This is a genomic window from Ferrimonas senticii DSM 18821 (assembly GCF_000422665.1).
GTDB lineage: Bacteria > Pseudomonadota > Gammaproteobacteria > Enterobacterales > Shewanellaceae > Ferrimonas > Ferrimonas senticii.
The window spans coordinates 1-21424 of sequence record NZ_AUGM01000017.1 but is presented as its reverse complement, the minus strand read 5'-3'; the positions used below and the strand labels follow the sequence as shown (position 1 = coordinate 21424).

Annotated in this window: 18 protein-coding genes and 1 tRNA gene; 11 read left to right on the top strand and 8 right to left on the bottom strand. The window is 52.4% G+C overall.

What is annotated here, in order from left to right; genetic code table 11:
* Positions 1 to 177: 177 nt before the first annotated feature.
* From G506_RS0109990 to G506_RS0109980, 3 genes are all read right to left on the bottom strand, one after another.
* Positions 178 to 3024, bottom strand: a complete 2847-nt coding sequence (locus G506_RS0109990) for an FAD-binding and (Fe-S)-binding domain-containing protein (protein WP_028116737.1) — start codon at positions 3022 to 3024, stop codon at positions 178 to 180.
* 279 nt (positions 3025 to 3303) lie between these two features.
* The gene (locus tag G506_RS19440) at positions 3304 to 4950 is read right to left on the bottom strand and encodes an L-lactate permease (protein WP_051202043.1); all 1647 of its coding nucleotides are present in this window, start codon (positions 4948 to 4950) and stop codon (positions 3304 to 3306) included.
* Between the two features lie 788 nt (positions 4951 to 5738).
* Positions 5739 to 6956, bottom strand: a complete 1218-nt coding sequence (locus tag G506_RS0109980; RefSeq protein WP_028116736.1) for an outer membrane protein transport protein — start codon at positions 6954 to 6956, stop codon at positions 5739 to 5741.
* Between the two features lie 509 nt (positions 6957 to 7465).
* Between G506_RS0109980 and G506_RS0109965 the strand changes: the two genes are divergently transcribed.
* The 3 genes from G506_RS0109965 (at position 7466) to G506_RS0109955 (ending at position 9219) form a co-directional block, all read left to right on the top strand.
* Complete coding sequence (locus tag G506_RS0109965; RefSeq protein WP_035387235.1) at positions 7466 to 8002, top strand: lipocalin family protein; 537 nt, start codon at positions 7466 to 7468, stop codon at positions 8000 to 8002.
* A gap of 138 nt (positions 8003 to 8140) precedes the next feature.
* On the top strand, positions 8141 to 8491 hold the full coding sequence (locus tag G506_RS0109960) for an MGMT family protein (protein ID WP_240473410.1): 351 nt from the start codon (positions 8141 to 8143) through the stop codon (positions 8489 to 8491).
* A 35-nt stretch (positions 8492 to 8526) separates the two neighbouring features.
* Complete coding sequence (locus G506_RS0109955) at positions 8527 to 9219, top strand: DUF3108 domain-containing protein (protein ID WP_028116733.1); 693 nt, start codon at positions 8527 to 8529, stop codon at positions 9217 to 9219.
* Between the two features lie 86 nt (positions 9220 to 9305).
* Here G506_RS0109955 and G506_RS0109950 read toward each other — a convergent pair whose 3' ends face one another.
* Positions 9306 to 10085, bottom strand: a complete 780-nt coding sequence (locus G506_RS0109950; RefSeq protein ID WP_028116732.1) for a class II glutamine amidotransferase — start codon at positions 10083 to 10085, stop codon at positions 9306 to 9308.
* A gap of 211 nt (positions 10086 to 10296) precedes the next feature.
* Here G506_RS0109950 and fadE point away from each other — a divergent pair, with 211 nt between their 5' ends.
* The 4 genes from fadE to G506_RS0109930 all read left to right on the top strand — a co-directional run bounded on the left by fadE (position 10297) and on the right by G506_RS0109930 (position 14734).
* On the top strand, positions 10297 to 12738 hold the full coding sequence (gene fadE, locus G506_RS0109945; RefSeq protein ID WP_035387233.1) for an acyl-CoA dehydrogenase FadE: 2442 nt from the start codon (positions 10297 to 10299) through the stop codon (positions 12736 to 12738).
* A gap of 130 nt (positions 12739 to 12868) precedes the next feature.
* Entirely contained in the window at positions 12869 to 13234 is a 366-nt protein-coding gene (locus tag G506_RS0109940) for a DUF3622 domain-containing protein (RefSeq protein ID WP_028116730.1), read from the top strand.
* A gap of 152 nt (positions 13235 to 13386) precedes the next feature.
* Entirely contained in the window at positions 13387 to 14058 is a 672-nt protein-coding gene (locus tag G506_RS0109935; protein ID WP_028116729.1) for a helix-turn-helix transcriptional regulator, read from the top strand.
* Positions 14015 to 14734 carry a DUF3307 domain-containing protein gene (locus G506_RS0109930; protein ID WP_028116728.1) on the top strand — a complete coding sequence of 240 codons (720 nt, stop codon included), beginning with the start codon at positions 14015 to 14017 and terminating at the stop codon, positions 14732 to 14734. Before G506_RS0109935 ends, G506_RS0109930 begins: the two co-directional genes overlap by 44 nt.
* On the opposite strand, the gene G506_RS0109925 is transcribed toward G506_RS0109930, so the two are convergent.
* On the bottom strand, positions 14731 to 15588 hold the full coding sequence (locus G506_RS0109925) for an OmpA family protein (protein ID WP_035387232.1): 858 nt from the start codon (positions 15586 to 15588) through the stop codon (positions 14731 to 14733). The two genes, G506_RS0109930 and G506_RS0109925, sit on opposite strands and share 4 nt — an antisense overlap.
* A gap of 131 nt (positions 15589 to 15719) precedes the next feature.
* On the opposite strand from G506_RS0109925, the gene rnt reads away from it, so the two are divergent.
* On the top strand, positions 15720 to 16415 hold the full coding sequence (gene rnt, locus G506_RS19435; RefSeq protein WP_051202042.1) for a ribonuclease T: 696 nt from the start codon (positions 15720 to 15722) through the stop codon (positions 16413 to 16415).
* A gap of 53 nt (positions 16416 to 16468) precedes the next feature.
* On the opposite strand, the gene G506_RS0109915 is transcribed toward rnt, so the two are convergent.
* The gene (locus tag G506_RS0109915; protein WP_028116726.1) at positions 16469 to 17077 is read right to left on the bottom strand and encodes a peroxiredoxin C; all 609 of its coding nucleotides are present in this window, start codon (positions 17075 to 17077) and stop codon (positions 16469 to 16471) included.
* 282 nt (positions 17078 to 17359) lie between these two features.
* On the opposite strand from G506_RS0109915, the gene G506_RS0109905 reads away from it, so the two are divergent.
* The 3 genes from G506_RS0109905 (at position 17360) to G506_RS0109895 (ending at position 20806) form a co-directional block, all read left to right on the top strand.
* On the top strand, positions 17360 to 18694 hold the full coding sequence (locus G506_RS0109905) for a Na+/H+ antiporter family protein (protein ID WP_028116724.1): 1335 nt from the start codon (positions 17360 to 17362) through the stop codon (positions 18692 to 18694).
* Between the two features lie 78 nt (positions 18695 to 18772).
* A complete protein-coding gene (gene radD / locus G506_RS0109900; RefSeq protein WP_028116723.1) occupies positions 18773 to 20497 on the top strand; it encodes a DNA repair helicase RadD in 1725 nt (574 codons plus the stop codon).
* 45 nt (positions 20498 to 20542) lie between these two features.
* Positions 20543 to 20806: a GrxA family glutaredoxin gene (locus G506_RS0109895; protein WP_028116722.1), complete on the top strand. Its 264-nt coding sequence runs from the start codon at positions 20543 to 20545 to the stop codon at positions 20804 to 20806.
* 60 nt (positions 20807 to 20866) lie between these two features.
* Here the strand turns inward: G506_RS0109895 and G506_RS0109890 are convergent, their stop codons facing one another.
* Together G506_RS0109890 and G506_RS0109885 are read right to left on the bottom strand one after the other, a co-directional pair.
* Complete coding sequence (locus G506_RS0109890) at positions 20867 to 21115, bottom strand: hypothetical protein (protein ID WP_156904864.1); 249 nt, start codon at positions 21113 to 21115, stop codon at positions 20867 to 20869.
* Positions 21116 to 21335: 220 nt separating this feature from the next.
* Positions 21336 to 21411 (bottom strand) — tRNA-Lys (locus G506_RS0109885).
* Positions 21412 to 21424: the final 13 nt, after the last annotated feature.

Below are 21424 nucleotides of genomic sequence, written 5' to 3'. Positions count from 1 at the left end.
TAGCACGGTGAGAACGAGGGGTTTTCGTCAATCTTGGAGGCGAAGGGGATTTCAAAGGGCACCGCCCTTGACTGCCGGAGGCTAAAACTTACGGCAAAAAGCTGGATAGACCAGATGATTAGGCAAACAAAAGGCCAGCTGTTTCCAGCTGGCCTTAGTTAGCATCTAAGAGTCAGATTACGCTTTCTTGGTAGAAACGCGATCCAGCAGGCTCAGGATGTTTTTGTATGGGATACCAGAGTGAGTGGTCAGACCGATCTCACAGGTTGCAGAAACGGAGTAACCGCTGGTGCAGCCCTTGTCTTTGGTTTCCGCTTTCAGGTTACGCAGACCGTGCGCGTTCAGCTCTGGGTAGTTCATACCGCGGTTACCCGCCATACCACAACAGCCCACTTTGTCTGCATCTGGAACCACCACGTCGGTAACACACAGTTGCGCCAGACCAACCAGATCACCAACGATGCCCATCTTGCGACAGGTACAGGTTGGGTGGATGGCGATCTTCTCTTCCACCTTAGTGATCTCCAGACGGTCAACCATGTACTTCATGGCGAACTCTTCTGGACCCATCAGCTTCAGACGGCTGTCACAAGCGCGCTGCATACGCTCCAGACACGCGGTGGTTTCAACCAGAATTGGGTGCTCACCGTTGTTGGATACTTCCAGCAACCACTCAGACAGTTCCGCAGACTTGCGATCAGCTTGTTCGTTGTGACCGTAAGATTCCCAAGACTGACCACAGCACAGACCTTGCGGCTTGATGCCAGACAGCATTTCGATGTTGGCTTTTTCAAACAGCGACTGGATGGTCTCTGGGATCGACTTCTGATCTGGGTTCTTTGGCGAGGTGCCCAGCATACGGTTCAAACAGGCAGGGAAGTAAACCGCTTTAACATCACCGCTGGTCTTCAGCGATGGCAGCGCTTTACCTCGCTTTGGCATGCCTTCGGTCCACTGTGGGATTGGCATGCTTGGCATCACTTTACGCGCTACCTTGGTGATGCCGCTCATGCCGCCTTCACCGATTACCGCACGAGCGATGTCAGTTGCGCCCAGCGCAAAACGAGCAACGCCTTCTAAGGTGTCGTACTTATCGGCGGTGAAGTTAGCCACTTTCTTATCAAAGTCAGTAGCCATCTCAGCGCGCATCGCTTTAACGAACTTACCGGTGTCGATGCCCATTGGACAGGCCAGCTTACACAGGCCGTCAGCGGCACAGGTGTCGATGGCGAAGTACTGGTAGTTCTTCTTCAGATCAGCCAGTACTTCTGGCTCAGCACCGGTGCGCTCCAAAGTCTTGATCACACGGGTAACCGCAGTACGTTGACGTGGGGACAAGGTCAGGGAGTGCGCAACACAGTGCTGCTCACAGAAACCACACTCAATACATTTATCAACGATCTCGTGTACCTGTGGCAGTGGCTTAAAGCCTTTGGCGTGACAGCTTGGATCGTCGTTGATGATAACGCCTGGGTTCAGGATACCAGCAGGATCGATAACGTCCTTAACGCGCTTCATCATGTTGTAGATGTCGCTGCCCCACTCTTTCTCAACGAAAGAGGCCATACCGAAACCGGTACCGTGTTCCGCTTTCAAAGAACCGTCGTACTTCACCGCAACCAGATCAACCATCTCTTGCATGAAGTTATCGAAACGTTCGATCTCTTCGATGGTGCCAAAGTTTTGCGAGAAGATTACGTGGTAGTTACCTTCCAGCGCGTGGCCGTAGATAACCGCATCGTTGTAGCCGTGCTTAAACGACAGATCCTGCAGATCGATGGTGGCTTGTGGCAGTACATCGATTGGGAACGCGATATCTTCAATAACGCAAGAGGTACCCGCAGGGCGCATGGAGCCAGCCAGTGGGAATACCGCTTTACGGATCGCCCACATGTTGTAGATTTCCGCTGCGTCTTGGGTGAACTCAACGTCTTTGTACAGGCCATGCTTAGCCATGATCGCGGTCATCTTAGCGATGTTAGCGTCGATCTGCTCTTGGCTCATGCCGAAGGTTTCGAACAGTACTGCCGTTACGTCAGCGTGGATGTCGTTCAAAAACTCTGGAGTCTGGTACTTAGATGCCGCTACCGCTTTCAGTGCGAAGTTATCCAGCAGTTCCGCCGCGTTGGTTTCGTCAAATGCTTCGTGACGCAGGTCAACGATCGCTTCACAAGCGCCGCGCAGAGAATCAAAGTACACCATTGCAGAGGCAGAGTGAGTGGCTTTAACCACAGACTTCATGGTGATTTCGGACAGGAAGCCCAGAGTACCCTCAGAGCCCACCATCAGGTGCAGCAGGATGTCGAACGGATCGGAGAAGTCCACGAAGGAGTTCATGCCGAAACCAGTTACGTTCTTGATCGAGTACTTACGCTTGATACGCGCAACCATCGCTTCGTCAGCCATGATCTCGTCACGGATCTGCTCGATGCCTGCGATGATTTCGCCATGCTTGGCTTTAAATTCAGCGCGGGACGCTTCAGAAGCGGTATCCAGTACGAAACCGTCCGCCAGAATGATGCGTGCAGATTCAATCAGCTGGTACGAGTTAGAGTGAACACCACAGTTCATACCAGAAGCGTTGTTAGCGACGATACCACCAGCCATCGCCGAGGTGATGGTCGCTGGATCTGGGCCGAACTTCCAGCCCAGTGGGTTCAGAATGGCGTTGATTTTGGAACCAATCAGGCCTGGCTGCATACGCATGCGCGCGCCGCCATCCAGCACTTCGTATTTGTTCCAATCAGCACCAGCCACCATCAGTACTGAGTCAGAGATCGCCTGACCACACAGTGCGGTACCCGCAGCACGGAAGGTAACTGGTGTTTTCGCCGCGTGACATTCCGCCAGCGCAGCGGCAACTTCAGCTTCATTTTTTGGATGCACAACCACTTGAGGACGCTTCTGATAGAAAGAAGCATCGGTACCCCACGCCACGCGGCGAAGGTTATCGGTATGAACGCGAGTTGGCTCAAGGATTTCAGCCAATTTGCTAGTTAGCGCACTAATGTTAGAAGTTAACATGTGATCTTTTCCCTATGGTCAGAAACGACAAACCGAGCATGAAGCTCGGTTAAATCAGTCGGTTACAGGCTATAAAATGCGCTATCGCTATACTGCGACTGACGCCACAAACATCGTTGAAATTACTCAAAAATATTTGTAATGAGCGGTCTAACTCATTGCTACCAAGGTCACCGGTAGCGTTACAGCCTATTCCCTAAATCGGTTGTTGATGCCAGCTGGCAGCACCAACCAAATCTGTTACAAGCCGAGCGTGACGCTCGGCTTGTTTGTTGGGGCTTAGTAGCCGCCCCAGAAGAATGCGATGGTGCCAGCGATCAGCGCGTAAGCCAGTGCCACAGGCAGGGTCTTACGGATAATCTCGGACTCACGGCCGGCCATGCCAACCACAGTCGCTGCTGCTACTACGTTCATTACACACATCATGTTACCGGCGTTCGCACCGATACCTTGCAGTGCCATTACCAGTGCAGGCGCCAAATCGGCCTGAGTCGCAACTTCGAACTGCAAAGAGGAGAACATCATGTTGGAGAAGGTGGCAGAACCAGACAGGAAGGCACCGAAGATACCAACGATTGGCGCAACCCACTCCCACACAGAACCAGCAGTAGAAGCCATCAGGCCTGCCAATGCTTTTGGCATCGCTTCCAGACCTGCGCTGTTAGCACCGGAGTTCAGGAAGATCTTCACCATCGGTACCGAAGCACCCAGAGAGATGATGGTTGGGATCAGCGCTTTGCAAGAGTCAGTGAAAGCACCAGTGAACGCCTTTGGCTTCATCTTGAAGATAAAGAAGCCCAACACACACACGGTCACGAAGAAGATGCCTGGAGCGTACAGGGTGCTAAAGCCAGACTTCAGCTCGGTACCCAGCAGGTTGCTCCAAGACAGGTTGAAGCTAAGCAGGAAGCTCTTCAATGGGGCAACAGTACGGGACAGCACCAGCAGCGCCGCCATTACCAGGTAAGGAGTCCAAGCCGCCAGCTGAGAGAATTTCACTTCGCCAGCAACTTCAGCGGTGTCTTTCTTCTCTACGCCTTCAAAATCGAACCATGGGGTCGCCGGCAGCAGGAAGCCTTTCTTCGCCGCAGGGATAACGATCGCCATACCGATCAGAGAACCAATCACTGATGGGAATTCTGGACCGGCGAAGTAGTTGATGGTGAACGCCGGTACGGTGAACGCCAGACCCGCAAAGATCGCGAATTTCCAGATCGCCAGGCCTTCTGCGAAGGACTTGTTGCGACCGAAGAAACCAGTAAGCACAGCAACCAGAACCAGTGGGATCAGGGTGCCAGTCACCATGTCGATGGTGATCATGTGCATCGCAATGTACTGCGCGTACTGTGGGAAGCCTTCGAAGCCCAGACGAGCCATTTCAGCCGCCGCCATAGAAGTGCCGCCTACATCCAGGCCTTTTTCCATACCAAACAGTACTGGCAGACCGATGGCGCCGAATGATACTGAAGTGGAGTCAGCAATCAGTGCCACTACTGCAGCCGCCAATGGTGGTACGCCCAGCAGCACCAGCAGTGGCGCGCCAATCGCAGCAGGAGTACCGAAGCCAGCAGAGCCTTCGATGAAAGAACCGAACAACCAACAGATGATGATTACCTGTACACGGGCGTCAGCAGAGATGTTGGTGAAACCAGCGCGGATGGTGTCCATTGCACCGGAAGCCGCCAGCGTCTTCAGCAGGAAGATTGCACCGAAGATAATGGTCAGCGGGGTGATTGCATCCAGCATACCTTGAACGACAGACGCGCCCAGGATGGTGGTATCCATCTGCCACACGAATGCAGCAGCCAGAGCGGTCAGCACGGCGGAGATAGGCATGGCGCGGGAAGCAGGCATGCGCATCAACACCAGGAACACCAGCACCGAAATAATCGGCGTCAAGGTGGCAAGGGTTTGAATAAAGGTCACGTTCGGATCCTCGTTAATGTCGAAATTGCGTCAGCAGCGTCGCTCCAACACTCATCTAAAGCGAACTGTGCAGCAGTTCAGTGACTTAGATGAATGCACAAAGGGCGATGGTGGGCATTGTAAGTATTTGTAAACAGTGCGCTGTGACATGAATCACCAAGATGTTCGGATGAAGAACTTTCAATAAAGGCAGCAGGATAGGACACAAAACCTGCTAAAAAACCGACATTTATGTGAACCATTTTGCTGTTTCAACGAATTTTTTCATGGCAAACCAAATTCACAACCCTGCGCGCTCAAAAAGCCACCATTTGAACATCATTCAACTGCGAGTTGAATATAGCCTTATAACCAAATCACCGAGAAAAGTTGCGATTTGAATCACCTCTTTAGAGGTATATGTGACCATAACTTGCCATATCCAGCCTATACCGCTGCCGCTGTCGATTAACGTCATAAAGCGGTGAGTTACCCCGCAAACAGAGCAAAATGTGTCGATTTGGGATGTTTTGTTAAAGCGCTGCCACAACCATCAGCGATTACAGCCCTTTCCTGCCCTCCGTAACCTAGCTGACATCGCACCGTCATCTGCCTGCCATCAATTTGCCCAAAAACGCCGCTAGGTTTACTCAGCAACAGAGAGCGTCAAAGCCACTGTTGACCAAATTGGTTGAGCCAATGTTGGCGTTTTCTCCCCTTCAAGCAGCAAAAAGCCCTCGATGCCATTGATGGCACGAGGGCTTTTTTTCACCTTTCGAAGTTGATAGTTATCAGCTATCAGCTAGAGCTTAGAAGCGGTAGCTGGCTTGCACACCAACTAGGTAAACGTCACCGGAGATTTCGCCGTTGTAAACGGCACCGGTAGTCTTATCTTTTTCATTAGTGATGCTGGCGTCTTTGGCCTTAATGTAGGTCAGCGACAAGTCCAAGTTCAGATTCTCAGTAGCTTGATAACCAACACCGGCAGAGAACCACAGGCGATCAGAGTCTGGAATGCTCAGGGTGCGATACTCGTCGGTCGCAGCACCTTCATCCAGTGCCACACCAGTGCGAGCGACCAGTTTATCGTTTACTTGGTAGGTCGCGCCCAACGCATAACGCCAGTTATCTTTAAAGTTTTCATCTTTCAGCTTATCTGAAACGCCGGAATCAAGATCCACAGTCAGGGTCTTAAACGCGCTCCAATTGGTCCAATTGACCGACGCGTGCATCGCAAACTTATCGGTCAACTGATGGAAGCCAGCCAGTTCCGCAGTGGCAGGCAATGGTAGCGTCAAAGAGCCGCTTTTATCCGCCATGCCAACAGCATTGCCTTCCAGCTTTAGATCAACTTCTGAACGGTAGTTAAAACCCAACCGACGATCGGCGCTTGGTTGCCAAGTCGCGCCTAATTGATAGCCAAAATCAAAACCGTCACCATCAACCGATTTCAATTCTGTACCTGCAGGTACCAATGGGAACCAAGTCGGCGCAGTCGCAGTCACATGGCCTTTGCCATAAATCACACGCACACCAGCGCCAACGGCCACGGTGTCAGTCAGTTGGTAAGCAACAGCCGGCACCAGCTCAATAGCTTCGATACCAACATCGGAACCAAAAATGGCAGCAGCATGATCTTTAGGAAGCTCAGTCGCCATGCCATGTGAAGCATTCAGAGAGATACCGTAAGCCCAGTTATCGTTGACTTTGTTGCTGTAGTAAAAGTTTGGCAGTACTGCCGATGGCGCAAAGTCATCAGCATCAGCGGGAATCTTACCGTTCACTTTCCCTTCAGAGTCAATGTTCGGATCTACGTAAACCAAACCCGCAGACAGTTGACGACCTTCCAAATGCATCAGCAGTGCAGGGTTACGGCCTTGTGAGGAGGCGTTATCGGCCATTGCCGCTTCACCAGCGTAGGCACGGCCTAGACCAGTTGCAGAGTATTCAGCCAGCTGGAAACCAGCGGCGTTAGCTTGGGCGCTCAGCGCCCCCATTACCACAGCGGCAACAACACGAATTTTCATACTTCCCTATCCGTATAAATGTCAGAAATTAGCGCGCATCATAGGGACTGAGAAAATTAGTGCAATTACTCAAATCAAAACCAAATAAAATTCCAAACCAGTTAAACTCCAAAGAACAAAACACCAGCCGAGCTGTCACATCCAAAAGCATTGGGCGAACAGAACACCAAAAAACACCATCTAGATTCGCTAAAGCCACAAGATAAAAAACATCTACCATTCAAAATCAACAACTTACTAAAGACTTTCAGCGTACAAGTGAACTTTCGCCAACGACAGCAGCTCCAGCGTGATCCACTGCCTGCGAACAACCATCACAGCAACTAAGGTTAACCAGTTGAATTTAATAACAAATAGAGGTCAGACCAGACAGCAACAACTATCAATTAGCGAACAGCTGTATCTGATCTGACCAGTATCAAGGCAGCTTGCTGATGATCCGCGTTAGGCTGCCATTACGTAATTGCCCGCACTGCACCTCGACCAATAACAGCAACAAGGAGTGTTCAATGAAGTTCATCAAAGCCTGCCAGCAACTGCTGTTGGTGACTGCAACCGTACTTGGCTTAAGCGCTTGTACTGGCCTTCCGGATAACGTCACCCCGGTGGACGACTTCGAGCTCAACCGTTATCTCGGTCAATGGCATGAAATTGCTCGCCTCGATCACAGCTTCGAGCGGGGGTTAAATCAAATCAGTGCCACCTATACCCTGCGCGAAGATGGTGGTGTGCGGGTACTCAATCGGGGTTTTGATATAGCTAAGGGAGAGTGGCGCACAGCCGAAGGCAAGGCTTACTTTGCCGATGAAGCCGATATAGGCCACCTGAAGGTTTCGTTCTTTGGCCCGTTCTATGGCAGCTACGTGGTGTTTGAACTGGATGACGATTACCAATACGCCTTTGTTAGCGGCTACGACCACAAATGGCTGTGGCTTTTGGCACGCACCCCAAGCGTCAGCGACGAACTGAAGCAGCACTTTATCAAGCGCAGCGCCGAGCTTGGTTTTGACAGCAGCCAGCTGATTTGGGTTGAACAAGCGCCATAACTCGCGCTGTAAGCTGCACCATGCCTTTGCCTCGAATCGCCCTGTCGGTTCGAGGTTTTTTATGTTGTTCAATTGGTTAACCGCTGAACATGCGATAGTTACAATTGGTGATAAACTCAGTGCAACAGTAATTAATTGATGACAATAGCCATGTCGGACTCGATGACTCGGATCTGGAATACTCTGCTTGCGGTGCCGGTTGGCAAGGTTGTCAGCTACGGCCAACTGGCGGATTTAGCCGGTTTGCCCCGAGGGCATCGGCAAGCGGCACGAGCACTGCGGCTCGCTCCAGAGGCGCTACAACTGCCGTGGCATCGGGTGATCAGCGCCAATGGCAAAATCGCACTGGAAAAAGACAGCGACGGTTATCGGCAACAGATGGAATTACTGCGCGCCGATGGGGTCGAAGTGATTAATGGCCGCATCAATATGACGCGTTTTCGTTGGCAGCCGGATTTGGCTGAACTGCTGTTCACCCTTAAACACTGACCGCTAGGCGCAAACGTAATAAAGAAGGAAACTGCATGTACCGATTCGTCATGCTACTGACGCTGCTGTGTGGCAGTGTGCTGGCAAGCCCATTCACCCCCTATGACGCGCACTATGAACTGAGTCACGGTGACAGCGTCTTGGGCGAAGGCCGGATCTCGCTAACCGCGATGGGCGATCAACAATACCAAGTCGGTTACGTCAGCGACGCCAGCTTTATGTTCTTAAGCGATAAACGCTCAGAGCAAAGCCTATTCCGTTGGCAGGACGAACAAATTGTACCGCTGCGCTATTTTATGGAGCGCACCGGCAGCGGCCCGGACTTCAGCGAGGAATCGGTGTTTGATCAGGTGGCCGCCCAGATCCACAGCCGCTACAAAGATGAAGCGGCCGATCTGCCGCTGACACTGCCGGTATACGACAACATTCTGTACATGGTGCAGTTGACGTTAGATCTAACCGCTGGCAAGCAGCGGATGGAGTACCAATACATCCGCAAACTAAAACAGCGGGATATGATCTACGAAGTGATCGGCAACGATACCTTAACCCTGCCCTACGGCACCGTTGAGGCGGTGAAACTGCAACGGGTACGCAGCAACAACAAACGCCAAACCTATCTTTGGATTGCCCCACAATTGGCCAACGCCATTGTTAAAATCGAACACTACAAGGAAGGTAAGCTGCAAGGTGGCATCGCCCTTAAGACGCTAGCTATTGAGCAATAACGCAATAACCCGTCAATAGCAGTTAGTGGTTAGTAAGAGCCGAGCAACGGCTCGAGCTCTTACTGCCAACTAATCACTAATAGCGGTTAACGCCCCTCAGCTACCACTTCGCCATCACGAAATAAGATCCAACTGCCAGCATCCATCTGCTGCCATTGTTCGTTACTGGTGAGCGGCTTAGTGGCTATCACCGTCACCACATCGTTAGGGGTGGTTTCCTGCTTAAAGTCGATCACCACTTCAGTGTCTATCAGTTTGGCTTCACCAAACGGCGCCCGGCGGGTTAACCAATGCAGGTTATTGCCGCACAGCGCCAACAGATAGCGGCCATCCGACAGCAACATATTGAACACCCCAAGTTGCTGCAGAGTTTTCCCCTCTTTTGCCAGATAGCGAAACGCCCGCTCACGGCTTGGCGGCGTGTCGCCATAATGATTTGCGAGCCGATCCAGCAACGTACAAAACGCCAATTCACTGTCGGTGGTGCCAACCGGGCGAAATCGTTGCGGTACTAACACCGATTTGTAGTCTGACAACTGGCCGTTGTGGGCGAAGGTCCAGTTGCGCCCCCACAACTCTCGAGAAAATGGGTGAGTATTCTCCAAGCTAATCCGACCACGATTAGCCTGCCGAATGTGGCTGATAACCGCCTTCGACTTGATCGGGTAACTTTTTAACATGCTGGCCACTTCACTGTGGCAACTGGGATCGGAATCTTTAAAGGTACGACTGCCTGGGCCATCGTAAAAGGTGATACCCCAGCCATCGCGGTGCGGACCGGTTTTGCCGCCCCGCTCTACTAATCCAGTAAAACTAAAGACAATGTCGGTGGGGACATTGGCGCTCATCGCTAGCAGTTCACACATCGCTCTACGACTTTTTCTATCCAACTATTCTGCAAAACAGAATACCCGTGGTGTTGCCTACTCCCAAGCGGTTTTCGCTGCAACCTTGCAACAAACTTCAAACGATTGTTTAATTTTTTCGTGACAGAGGTCAGACCACCACATAGACTGTGATTCATCACACGTGTTCACAACCACGGTTGCGAACCACCCCAAGTTAAGGAGTAACACCGTGATCACTATCTGGGGCATTACTGCCATTGCTGTATTAGGAGCGCTGATTTACAACCGCCGCTCACTAGCCATCTTTACCAGCTTTGCCGCGCTATTCCTTGCCGCCGGCTCGGCGCTTGGCGTCGTCGGCTTATGGAGCTGGTTCATCTTTGCCGCCATCGCCATCCCGGTTAACGCCGTCAACCTGCGTAAGCAGTACCTGACCAAGCCAATGCTGAAAGCGTTCCAAGGCGTGATGCCGGAAATGTCAGAGACCGAAAAGGACGCCATTGAAGCGGGCACCACCTGGTGGGACGCCGATCTGTTCTCCGGCGCTCCGGATTGGAAAAAGCTGCACGACTTCGCCAAGCCAACCTTAACCGCCGAAGAGCAAGCGTTCTTGGATGGCCCCTGTGAAGAAGTGATGAAGATGGTGGATGACTTTGAGGTGACTCACAAACTGGCGGACATGACCCCAGAAGTGTGGCAGTACCTTAAAGACAACAAGTTCTTCGCGATGATCATCAAGAAGAAATATGGCGGTCTGGAATTTAGCCCGTACGCGCAATCACAAGTGTTACAAAAACTGTCCGGTCAGTCGGCGGTGCTCTCTTCGACGGTTGGTGTACCCAACTCGTTAGGCCCAGGCGAGCTGCTGCAACACTACGGCACCGAAGAGCAAAAGGACTACTACCTACCACGTTTAGCGGTCGGTAAAGAGATCCCGTGTTTTGCCCTAACCAGCCCAGAAGCCGGTTCTGACGCCGGTGCCATCCCAGACTTTGGTATTGTTACCAAAGGCACTTGGGAAGGCGAAGAGGTGCTGGGTATGGAGTTAACCTGGAATAAGCGCTACATCACCCTAGCACCGGTAGCGACCGTTTTAGGCCTGGCCTTTAAACTGCGCGACCCCGACGGCCTGCTTGGCGATAAGAAAGAGGTGGGGATCACCGCCGCCTTGATCCCAACCGATCTGCCGGGGGTTGAGATCGGCCGTCGCCACTTCCCGCTCAACACCATGTTCCAAAATGGTCCTACTCGCGGCAATAAAGTGTTTGTGCCGCTCGACTTCATCATCGGTGGACCAAAGATGGCCGGTCAAGGCTGGCGTATGCTGGTGGAATGTCTGTCAGTAGGCCGTGGTATCACCCTGCCGTCTAACTCTGCTGGTGGCATGAAAACCGTTGCCGGTCTCACTGGCGCCTACGCTCGTATCCGTCGCCAGTTCAAACTACCAATTGGTAAGATGGAAGGGATTGAAGAGCCATTAGCACGCATTGGCGGTAACGCCTATCTGATGGATGGGGTATCAACGCTTACCACCACCGCGCTGAATCTAGGCGAAAAGCCATCGGTGATCTCCGCCATCGTTAAGATGCACCTGACCGACCGGATGCAAAAGGGTCTGATCGACTCGATGGATATCCATGGCGGTAAAGGGATCTGCTTAGGGCCAAACAACTACTTGGGCCGTGGCTACCAAGGCGCACCGATCGCCATCACCGTAGAAGGGGCCAACATCCTGACCCGTACCATGATCATCTACGGTCAAGGTGCGATCCGCTGTCACCCATACATCCTAAAAGAGATGGAAGCGGCCTTTAGCGATGACAAACAACAGGGCTTGGATCAGTTCGATAAAGCGATCTGGGGTCACGTTGGCTTTGTGTTTAGCAACCTAGTACGCAGCGTCTGGCTGGGAGTAACCGGTGCTCGCTTCAGCGCCAGTCCATATCGCGATCAAACCAAACGCTACTACCAACAGATGAATCGCTTCTCGGCCAACTTGGCATTGCTGTCTGATGTCGCTATGGCGGTACTGGGTGGCGGTCTTAAGCGTAAAGAGCGTGTTTCTGCTCGCTTAGGCGATCTGCTGAGTCAACTTTACCTCAGCTCTGGCGCCCTGAAGCGTTACAACGACGATGGTCGGATGGCGGACGATCTGCCGCTGCTGCAGTGGGCCGTTGAAGATTCGCTGTATCAGTTGCAAACCGCGCAGCTAGAACTGCTGGAAAACTTCGGTGTGCTTGGCAAGGTGCTTAAGGTATTGCTGTTCCCATTTGGTCGTGCGGTGAAACGTCCATCGGATGTTACCGACCATCGAGTAGCCCGCATTATGCAAACCCCAAGTGCCACCCGTGACCGCCTGATTGCCGGCCAGTGGACCGAGAATCACCCAGCCAACGCCTTGGGTCGACTGGAGCACGCGTTGCAGTTGATCCTTAAAGCCGAGCCGCTGTACGACAAAGTGATGGCCGAAACTGACAAGAAGATGCCATTTATGTTCTTGGATAAGGTGGCTGACAAAGGGTTGGAGCTCGGGGTGTTGTCAGACACCGAAGCCCAGTTGCTGCGCGATGCTGAACAGGCACGCTTGGATACTATCAATGTCGATGACTTCGACAGTGCCGAACTGATGGCCAACAACGTGGTTAGCCACAACAACGAGCAAGCCGCCTAACCTTGCTGGTGGTTGCAACCACGATTATCGAGGGAGCCTGACGGCTCCCTTTTTTGATCTGGTTAATTGCCGCAATCGGCGTATACTGTGCGACCTTAAATTTTTAGTCCGACCGGTGGGAACTGACACCATGGCGCAAAGCAAAAAATTCTCGCTCTTGGTAGAGCAAACTGAAGAACAGTGGACTGCGAAGATCGTCCGCAAGGTATCTAACCGTCGCACCATGGTGTCCAAGAAAAAAGGCCGTTTTGCTACTGAGGCTGAAGCACAAGCTTGGGGCGAGCAGACTCTGGCTGAGTTCCAGCAAAACCAAGCGCAGCGTAACGAACGCCACGCCAAGGCACGCATTGAACGCCAAGCGATTGCTGAGCAAAAAGCGGAACGCGCCGAGCAAAAAGCAGCTGAGCGTCGTGCCGCTCGTGCTGCCGCCCAGCAAGAAGAGGGTGAGTTCGAATTTGATGAATTCGATGATTTCGAAGACGACTTCGAAGAATAAACCCGACATAGAAATGCCGCTCTGATGAGCGGCATTTTTGTAGCTGCAATGCAATATGTATAAATTTGTGCATTATTTTATTTATGCGTAAATTTGCACATTAATTGATTTGTTCGTAGCCTTATCCCATTACCCACTGCTGGTTGCCGTTTATGACTATTGCCGTAATCAGTGGCGATCTGGTTCGCTCCCGCGCCATGTCCGACGCCGAGCTTTCTAACGCCATCAGCACTATTAAGCGCACCATCGCTGACTATTCCGCACACCACCACTTTGCCCGTGGTGATGGCTTTCAGATCCGCCTTACGAACGTCGCTGATGCCCTGCCCTGTGCGCTGGCCATTAAGCTGGCGCTGATCGCCCAGCGCCACAACAAACAAGGCAGCGATTGTCGCTTGGCTATCGGCATTGGCGAGGAACGGATGGTACGCGCTGACAACGCCACCAACAGTGGCGCTGCATATGAGCGCTCCGGGCTTGGTCTGGATCGCCTTAAAGGCAATCAACTGGAGCTGTTTGGCGAATCGGGGCTAACCGGTCGGCAGGCGCAACTGCTGCAGATCACCACACTATTGGTGCGCTGGCTCAGCCTACAAGTGAACGATCTCACCCCTAAGCAAGCTCAAGTGCTGCAGTTGTGGCTTGCCAACCCCAGCATCGAACAAAGCAAGATTGCTCAACAATTGGGCATTGACCAATCCAACGTCAGTCGCCACCTTAACCGCTGCAATGCCAACCTAATTTGGCAAACCATCGAACAGGTGACACGGACGATTACCGATGACCTTACTGCTACTGCTGTTGTTAAGCCACCTGCTGGCTGATTTCTTTTTGCAACCCAATCGCTGGATCCTATGCCGGCAAAGCAACGGCTGGCGTTCACCGGCGCTGTACCAGCATGCGGCGGTACATGGCTTAGTCGTGCTGCTGTTACTCGCGCCGCTGGGCTTGGGCCTGCAGTGGCCAGCCATCGCCGCCATCATTGCCACTAGTCACCTGCTGATCGATGGCATTAAAAGCCGGTATGTTGACAGTTTGACCACCTTCATCGCCGATCAAGTTGCCCATCTGTTGGTGATTGGGCTGCTGTGGCTCAGTCTAGCCAGTAGTCATTGGCAAGCGCTATTAGCCCAACTGGGCCAACAGCAACAACCGCTATTACTGCTAAGTTTGCTGTATCTAAGCTGCCTAACCCCTGCCTCTGTCTGCATCAGTAAGCTGCTTAGCCGCTGGTCGCATCAAAGCCTCAATGAGCGCCCTAGCTTGTTGGCCGCCGGGCAGACCATTGGTTATTTGGAGCGACTGCTGATTGTCAGCCTGATCCTTGCCGATCAATTTGTTGGCGTCGGATTCCTGTTGGCCGCCAAAAGCATCTTTCGCTTTGGCGATCTGTCAAAACAGCACGATCGCAGCCTAACTGAATACGTCATGCTGGGCAGCCTTGCCAGCGTCAGTTGGGCACTGGTAACCGGCATTATTGGTCGCAGTGCACTGTCTTAAAACGGTTCTATTCGCATCACTACGCGGCGGTTTAGCTGGCGACCAAACTCGCTGTCATTGCCAGCCACATGACGCTTTTCTCCATGAGCGGTAGCGGTGATCCGCTGCTCTGGAATGCCATTGGCGATCAGCTTCTCTTTCAAGCTTTGAGCCTGCTGCCGAGTCAGAGCATTGTTGGTACTTTCAGTACCATAGGCATCGGTGTAAAAGTCCATCAACACCACTTCCAACAGCGGATCTAGGCTCAAGTAGTTCACGACCCGCTGCAGTTGCTGCAACGAATGGGCGGTTAACTCACCGTACTTATCGTGATGCAATACGGTAAAGGCGATATCGTCAAAGCCATAAGGCAGTAACTGATCCAAACACGCCGAAAACTCGACGAATCGCGGCGCAAACTTCACCGATGACAAGCCAACTTCGACAGTCTGCTTATCTTGCCAATCTTGGTAATAAAACGTTGGCTGCATCCCTCGCTCTAGCTCGTTGAGCATCAACCACGCATCCTGCTTACCCAGTTCGCCATCGAACTGACGGTAAAAGGTCAATTCCGTAATCGGTAAGGTCGAGTGACCAGGGCGCCAAGCCGGTGGAACTGACTTTAACAGCACCGGGGTGGCGGCATCGGGCTTACGCAGCATCTGCAAGCTAAAACGCAGATTCAGCTGCTTCGAGGCATCACTGATAAAGCGGGCGCTACCAAAACCGGGAATTTGATGACGCAACTCACAGCGCAGCGGCGTGGCCTCGGCCAGTTGCCACTCGGCATTGTCTAAATTGGCTTGATAGCTGCGAATACCGGCGTGGCTTGGCGCCAGCAGTAACGTCAACAGCAAAGTCAGTGCTAATCGCATGAGAAGTCTCTAAAACCGCTAATAGTTGGGTTATCGACTGGTCAAGCAAACTCTTTACTGAAAAGCCAATCCCCCCATTGCCAACAGACTGGGGTATAATGCGCGGCTATTTATTCTGCCCAAAGATTTGCATGACCGACACTGAACACAACCTGCTATCGCAACGTTTTCGTGGCTACTACCCAGTGGTTATCGATGTTGAAACCGCTGGCTTTAACGCCAACACCGATGCGCTGCTGGAGATTGCCGCCGTCACCCTAAAGATGGATGACGCCGGCTGGTTGCAGATCGATCAAACTTTTCACTACCACGTCACCCCATTTGAGGGAGCCAACCTAGAGCAAGCGGCGCTGGAATTTAACGGCATCCGCGATCCGTTCTCGCCGCTGCGCGGTGCGGTCAGTGAAAAAGAAGCGCTGTCCGAGATCTTTAAAGGGGTGCGAAAGGGGCAAAAGGCGGCCGGTTGTAATCGCTCGATCATTGTCGCCCACAACGCCAATTTTGATCAAAGCTTTGTCAACGCCGCCAGTGAGCGCACCAAGATGAAACGGGTGCCGTTTCATCCATTTGCCAGCTTTGATACTGCATCATTGGCCGGCCTAGCGCTGGGACAAACGGTGCTGGCTAAAGCCTGTCGCGCCGCACATATCCCGTTTGATAACAAAGAAGCCCACAGTGCCCTGTACGATACCTTGCGTACCGCCGAGCTATTCTGTTTTATCGTCAATCGCTTTAAGCAACTGGGTGGTTGGCCGTTGCCATTGGAACAGCCGGATCTGCCGTCGCCGTTACCTGCCTCAGCAGTAACAACCAGCGCTGGCGAATAAACGCCAAAAGGCCGCTCATTGAGCGGCCTTTTGCTTAACTAACGGACTGGAGCTTAGGCCAGATCGTCGCTGTTCTCAGACAGGAAGCGAGCAACGCCGTCTGGAGACGCGTCCATGCCCTTCTTACCTTGTTCCCACTGAGCTGGGCACACTTCACCGTGCTCTTCGTGGAACTGCAGAGCGTCAACCATACGCAGCATTTCGTCGATGTTGCGGCCCAGTGGCAGGTCGTTGATCACTTGGTGACGAACCATGCCGTCTTTGTCGATCAGGAAAGAACCACGGAACGCTACGCCCGCTTCTGGGTGCTCTACGTCGTAAGCTTTGCAGATTTCGTGCTTAACGTCGGCTACCAATGGGTATTTCACTGGACCAATGCCACCCGCTTCAATCGCGGTGTTACGCCATGCGTTGTGGCTGAACTGAGAATCGATGGAAACACCGATCACTTCAACACCGCGCTTTTGGAACTCTTCGTAACGCTTGTCGAACGCAATCAGCTCAGAAGGACAAACGAAGGTGAAATCCAGTGGGTAAAAGAATACTACCGCTGGCTTGCCTTTAATGGCGTCAGACAGGGTGAAAGAATCAACGATTTCGCCGTTGCCCAGTACCGCTGCGGCAGTGAAATCAGGTGCCTGACGGCCTACTAATACGCTCATGTTCCATCTCCGATGTATGGTTAGAAATTCCGTTAGGTTGGCCGTTCGCCAACCGAATCATTGCATTATAAATCGAGTTTTCCATCTGACAATGGCTAAGCTGGTCGACTTAGCCGATTGAGCTGTCAGGAAATTTGAATCGCTGCCAAAGCGAGCAAAGGTGGCATAGATCACCAATTTTAGTTTTTTGGCGATACAAACGCATTGACTGATGGGAACCAAGTCAAAATTCAGCATAAGATGGCTGGATTCGAATAATCAAAAACTAGGAAGTAAGCGTTTATGAATGCTGTGATTCTCGCCGTAACGCTGATGCTGGGCTTAAGCCTCATCAGGGTTAACGTGGTGATCGCGTTGATCATCTCGGCGCTGGTGGCCGGTTTAAGCTCAGGCATGAGCGTTGCCGATACCATCTCGACTTTTAATGCAGGTCTTGGCGGCGGTGCCGAAGTGGCACTGGCTTATGCGCTACTGGGCGCTTTTGCGGTAGCACTGGCGCACACTGGCATCACCGAACTGCTGTCGCGCAAAATCGTTGCTCGTCTTGGCGGTGATCCCGATAGCAGTGCCGTGGGCCATGTCAAAGTGCTGGTGCTGGTCGCCATCTTAGCGATGGCGGTGATGTCGCAGAACTTGATCCCGGTGCACATCGCCTTTATCCCAATTCTGATCCCGCCACTGTTGCACGTGATGGAACAGTTAAAGCTTGACCGTCGTTTGGTGGCCTGTGTCATCACCTTTGGTCTGGTAACCACCTACATGGCAGTACCACTGGGTTTTGGTTTGATTTACCAAGAAGGGCTGCTGCTGTCGAATCTGGTGAGCAATGGCCTTAGTGGCGATCTAACCGTGGCTGACGTTGCCATCTCGATGATCATTCCCGCGCTTGGGATGATTGCCGGTCTGCTGATTGCCATCTTCTTTAGCTACAACAAACCACGTCACTACGATGCCGCCAAAACCTTAGAGGTGGCACCGCAAAACAATGGTGAGTTGAACAAGCGCCGGATCATTGTTGCCTTCGCCGCCATCGGTCTTACCCTGGCCGTACAGTTGCTGACCGGCTCAATGCTGTTTGGGGCGCTAATCGGTTTTGTGGTGCTGTCACTGGCGGGCATCGACCGCAGTGAAATCACCGCCCAGGATGCGTTTACCCGTGGCGTACATATGATGGCCACCATCGGCTTTATTATGATCTCTGCCAAAGGCTTTGCCGATGTGGTTAAAGCGACCGGTGAAGTGCCGATGTTGATCGATTCAATCAAAGCCTTTATCGGCGACAGCAAAGCCCTCGCGGCGATGCTGATGCTGGTGGTTGGCTTGATCATCACCTTGGGTATCGGCTCATCGTTTTCGACCATTCCGATCATCGCCACCATCTACGTGCCACTAGGTCTCGCCTTTGGCTTCTCCACCATGGCGATCATCGCGCTGGTGGGCACCGCTGCAGCCTTGGGCGATGCCGGTTCACCGGCGTCAGACTCCACCTTGGGGCCAACCTCTGGCCTTAATGCCGACGGCCAGCACGATCACATTCGCGATTCGGTGATCCCAACCTTTATCCACTTCAACCTGCCACTGCTGGTCTCAGGTTGGGTGGCGGCGATGATCTTGTAATCAGGTTCACCGCTAGCAATACTGCAAACCCCGCTTTATGCGGGGTTTATTATATTTAGTTATCCTGAAACTGTGCTTATGAGTTACACCCTTCGACCTTACCAACAACAAGCGGTTGATGCCGTCCTGCGCCATTTTCGTCAGCACCGCGCCCCCGCCGTGGTGGTGCTGCCAACCGGCGCAGGCAAGAGCTTGGTAATCGCTGAATTAGCCCGTATCGCCAAAGGACGGGTATTGGTGTTGACCCATGTGCAGGAGTTGGTCGAACAGAACCAACAAAAATTTGCCAGCTTCAGCGACCAAAGTGCCATCTACAGTGCTGGCCTTGGCCAAAAAGATCTTAATGCCAAAGTGGTCTTTGCCTCGGTGCAATCCTTGGCGGTCGTGGCCGAGCAACTGATCGAGCCGTACTCCATCGTCATCATCGATGAGTGCCACCGCATCAGCCTTAATGACGACAGTCAGTACCAAACCCTGCTAGCCAAACTTAATCAGCTCAATCCGCGCTTGTGCACCCTTGGGCTTACTGCCACCCCCTATCGTCTCGATGGCGGCTGGATCTACCAACGCCATCAAAACGGCACCGTGCGCAGCACCGAACCCAAGCCGTTTCGCGATTGCGTGTTTGAATTGCCAATTAGCCAGCTGATTAAAGAGGGCTTTCTAACCCCACCGCAGATGGTTGATGGCGCCGTGGCCAGTTGGTTGTTACCCGGTGCCGATGGCAAATTGCCACAGATTAATCCTGAGTTGCGCGGCCGTGCCACCAAACTGATATGCGAACAGATCATTGATGAGGCGCAGCAGCGCCAAGGGGTAATCATCTTTGCGGCCACGGTGCGTCACGGCGAAGAGATCGTCAGCTATCTGCCAGCGGGGGAAACTGCGCTGATCACCGGTGCAACCAGCAAGCAAGTGCGGGCAACATTGATCGAACAATTTAAATCGAAACAGCTGAAGTACTTGGTCAATGTCTCGGTATTGACCACCGGTTTTGATGCCCCCCATGTCGATCTGATCGCGCTGTTGCGACGCACCGATTCCGCCGCACTGTTTCAACAGATGGTGGGGCGTGGTCTGCGCTTAGCCGCCGGCAAAACCGACTGCTTGGTGTTGGATTACGCCGGCAATGGCTATTCCATCTATTCGCCAGAAGTCGGTGAACCACGGCCACACAGCGACACCGTGCCGGTGACCATTCCATGCCCCAAATGTGGCCACCACAACGCCTTTTGGGGACGCACCGACGAACAAGGTATGGTGATCGAGCACTTCGGTCGCCGTTGCCAGGGCTCCGAGCAGTTCGATAATCACACCGTGCAGTGCGACTACCGTTTTCGCTTTAAAGAGTGCCCTGACTGCATGGCAGAGAACGACATCGCCGCTCGTCATTGCCATCAATGCGATAAAGCCTTAGTTGACCCGGATAAACGGCTACAAGAGGTGCTGCGTTTAAAGGATTACAAGGTGATCCGCTGTAGCGGCGTGCTGATCAGTGACGGTGGCAACAACCGCATTAAGGTCAGTTGGTTTGATGAAGATGGCGATGAACTTAATCGAACCTTCAACTTTGACTCCCCCGGACAAAAGGGGCACTTTTACCATCAGTTTGTCCGTGGCCATCTTAAAAACCCCGGACAACCGCTAAAACTCAACGACGTAGCGGCGGTGATTAATGCACAATCGCTGTTTCGCCACCCTGATTTTGTGATCGCTCGGCTAGAGAAAAAGCGCTTTTGGCGAGTAATCGAGACGATATTTGATTACAACGGCCGCTACCGTACTGCCGACAGCGCTTACTAGCGCCGGATTGTGGTATAACAGAGCCGTTCAAACTAAGGAGCAATGATGTTTGTTGTAATTTTTGGCCGCCCAGGCTGCCCATACTGCGTTCGCGCTAAAGAGATCGCCGCTAACCTGCAAGAGCAGCGCGACGACTTTAAATTCCGTTACGTAGACATGCACGCGGAAGGTGTTACCAAGGAAGAGCTGGAAAAAACCGTTGGTAAACCAGTTCACACCGTGCCGCAGATCTTTATCGATCAGCAGCATATCGGTGGCTGTGACGACTTCGAAGCTTACGCCAAAGCAAACTTAGGCCTGTACGCCTAAGCCTTGCCAAAATAATAAAAGCGGCCATTGGCCGCTTTTTTTGTCACTGAATTTAATCAATCACTTACCAAATAAGAACTTTGGCTTGTGCTGCAATAACCACGAAGGTTGCTCTGGCGCTTGCTGCTGTATCTGCGCTTGCCGTTCAAAGGTTTGCTGACGTTCAATCATCTTCACGCGCTCTGCGATTTGAGCCACCAATCGTTCCAATGAATACAGCTCGAACTCCCGATCGCGCTGCAAACGCAACTGAATAAGCTTGCGCTGGTGGTACTCAAGGATGGAAACGACGTTGTTTGTTACCTGCATCATCTCTCCTTGGAGTGTTTTGACCTTGCTCAAATTTTAGTGAGCCAATGTGACATCAACAAGGAATGAATCTGATTCTGGCAAATTAACCGCATTCCGCAGTTATTGGGGCAGCCCGGCAGAAGATCTGACTATCACAGCGACCGATAACAATCAGATCTGTGGATCATTTTTGCCGTTAATGCGAAAAACCCGCCGTAAAGGCGGGTTTTTCTAAAGATGGTGGGTCGTGAAGGATTCGAACCTTCGACCAATTGGTTAAAAGCCAACTGCTCTACCGACTGAGCTAACGACCCATCGTGGTTGCCT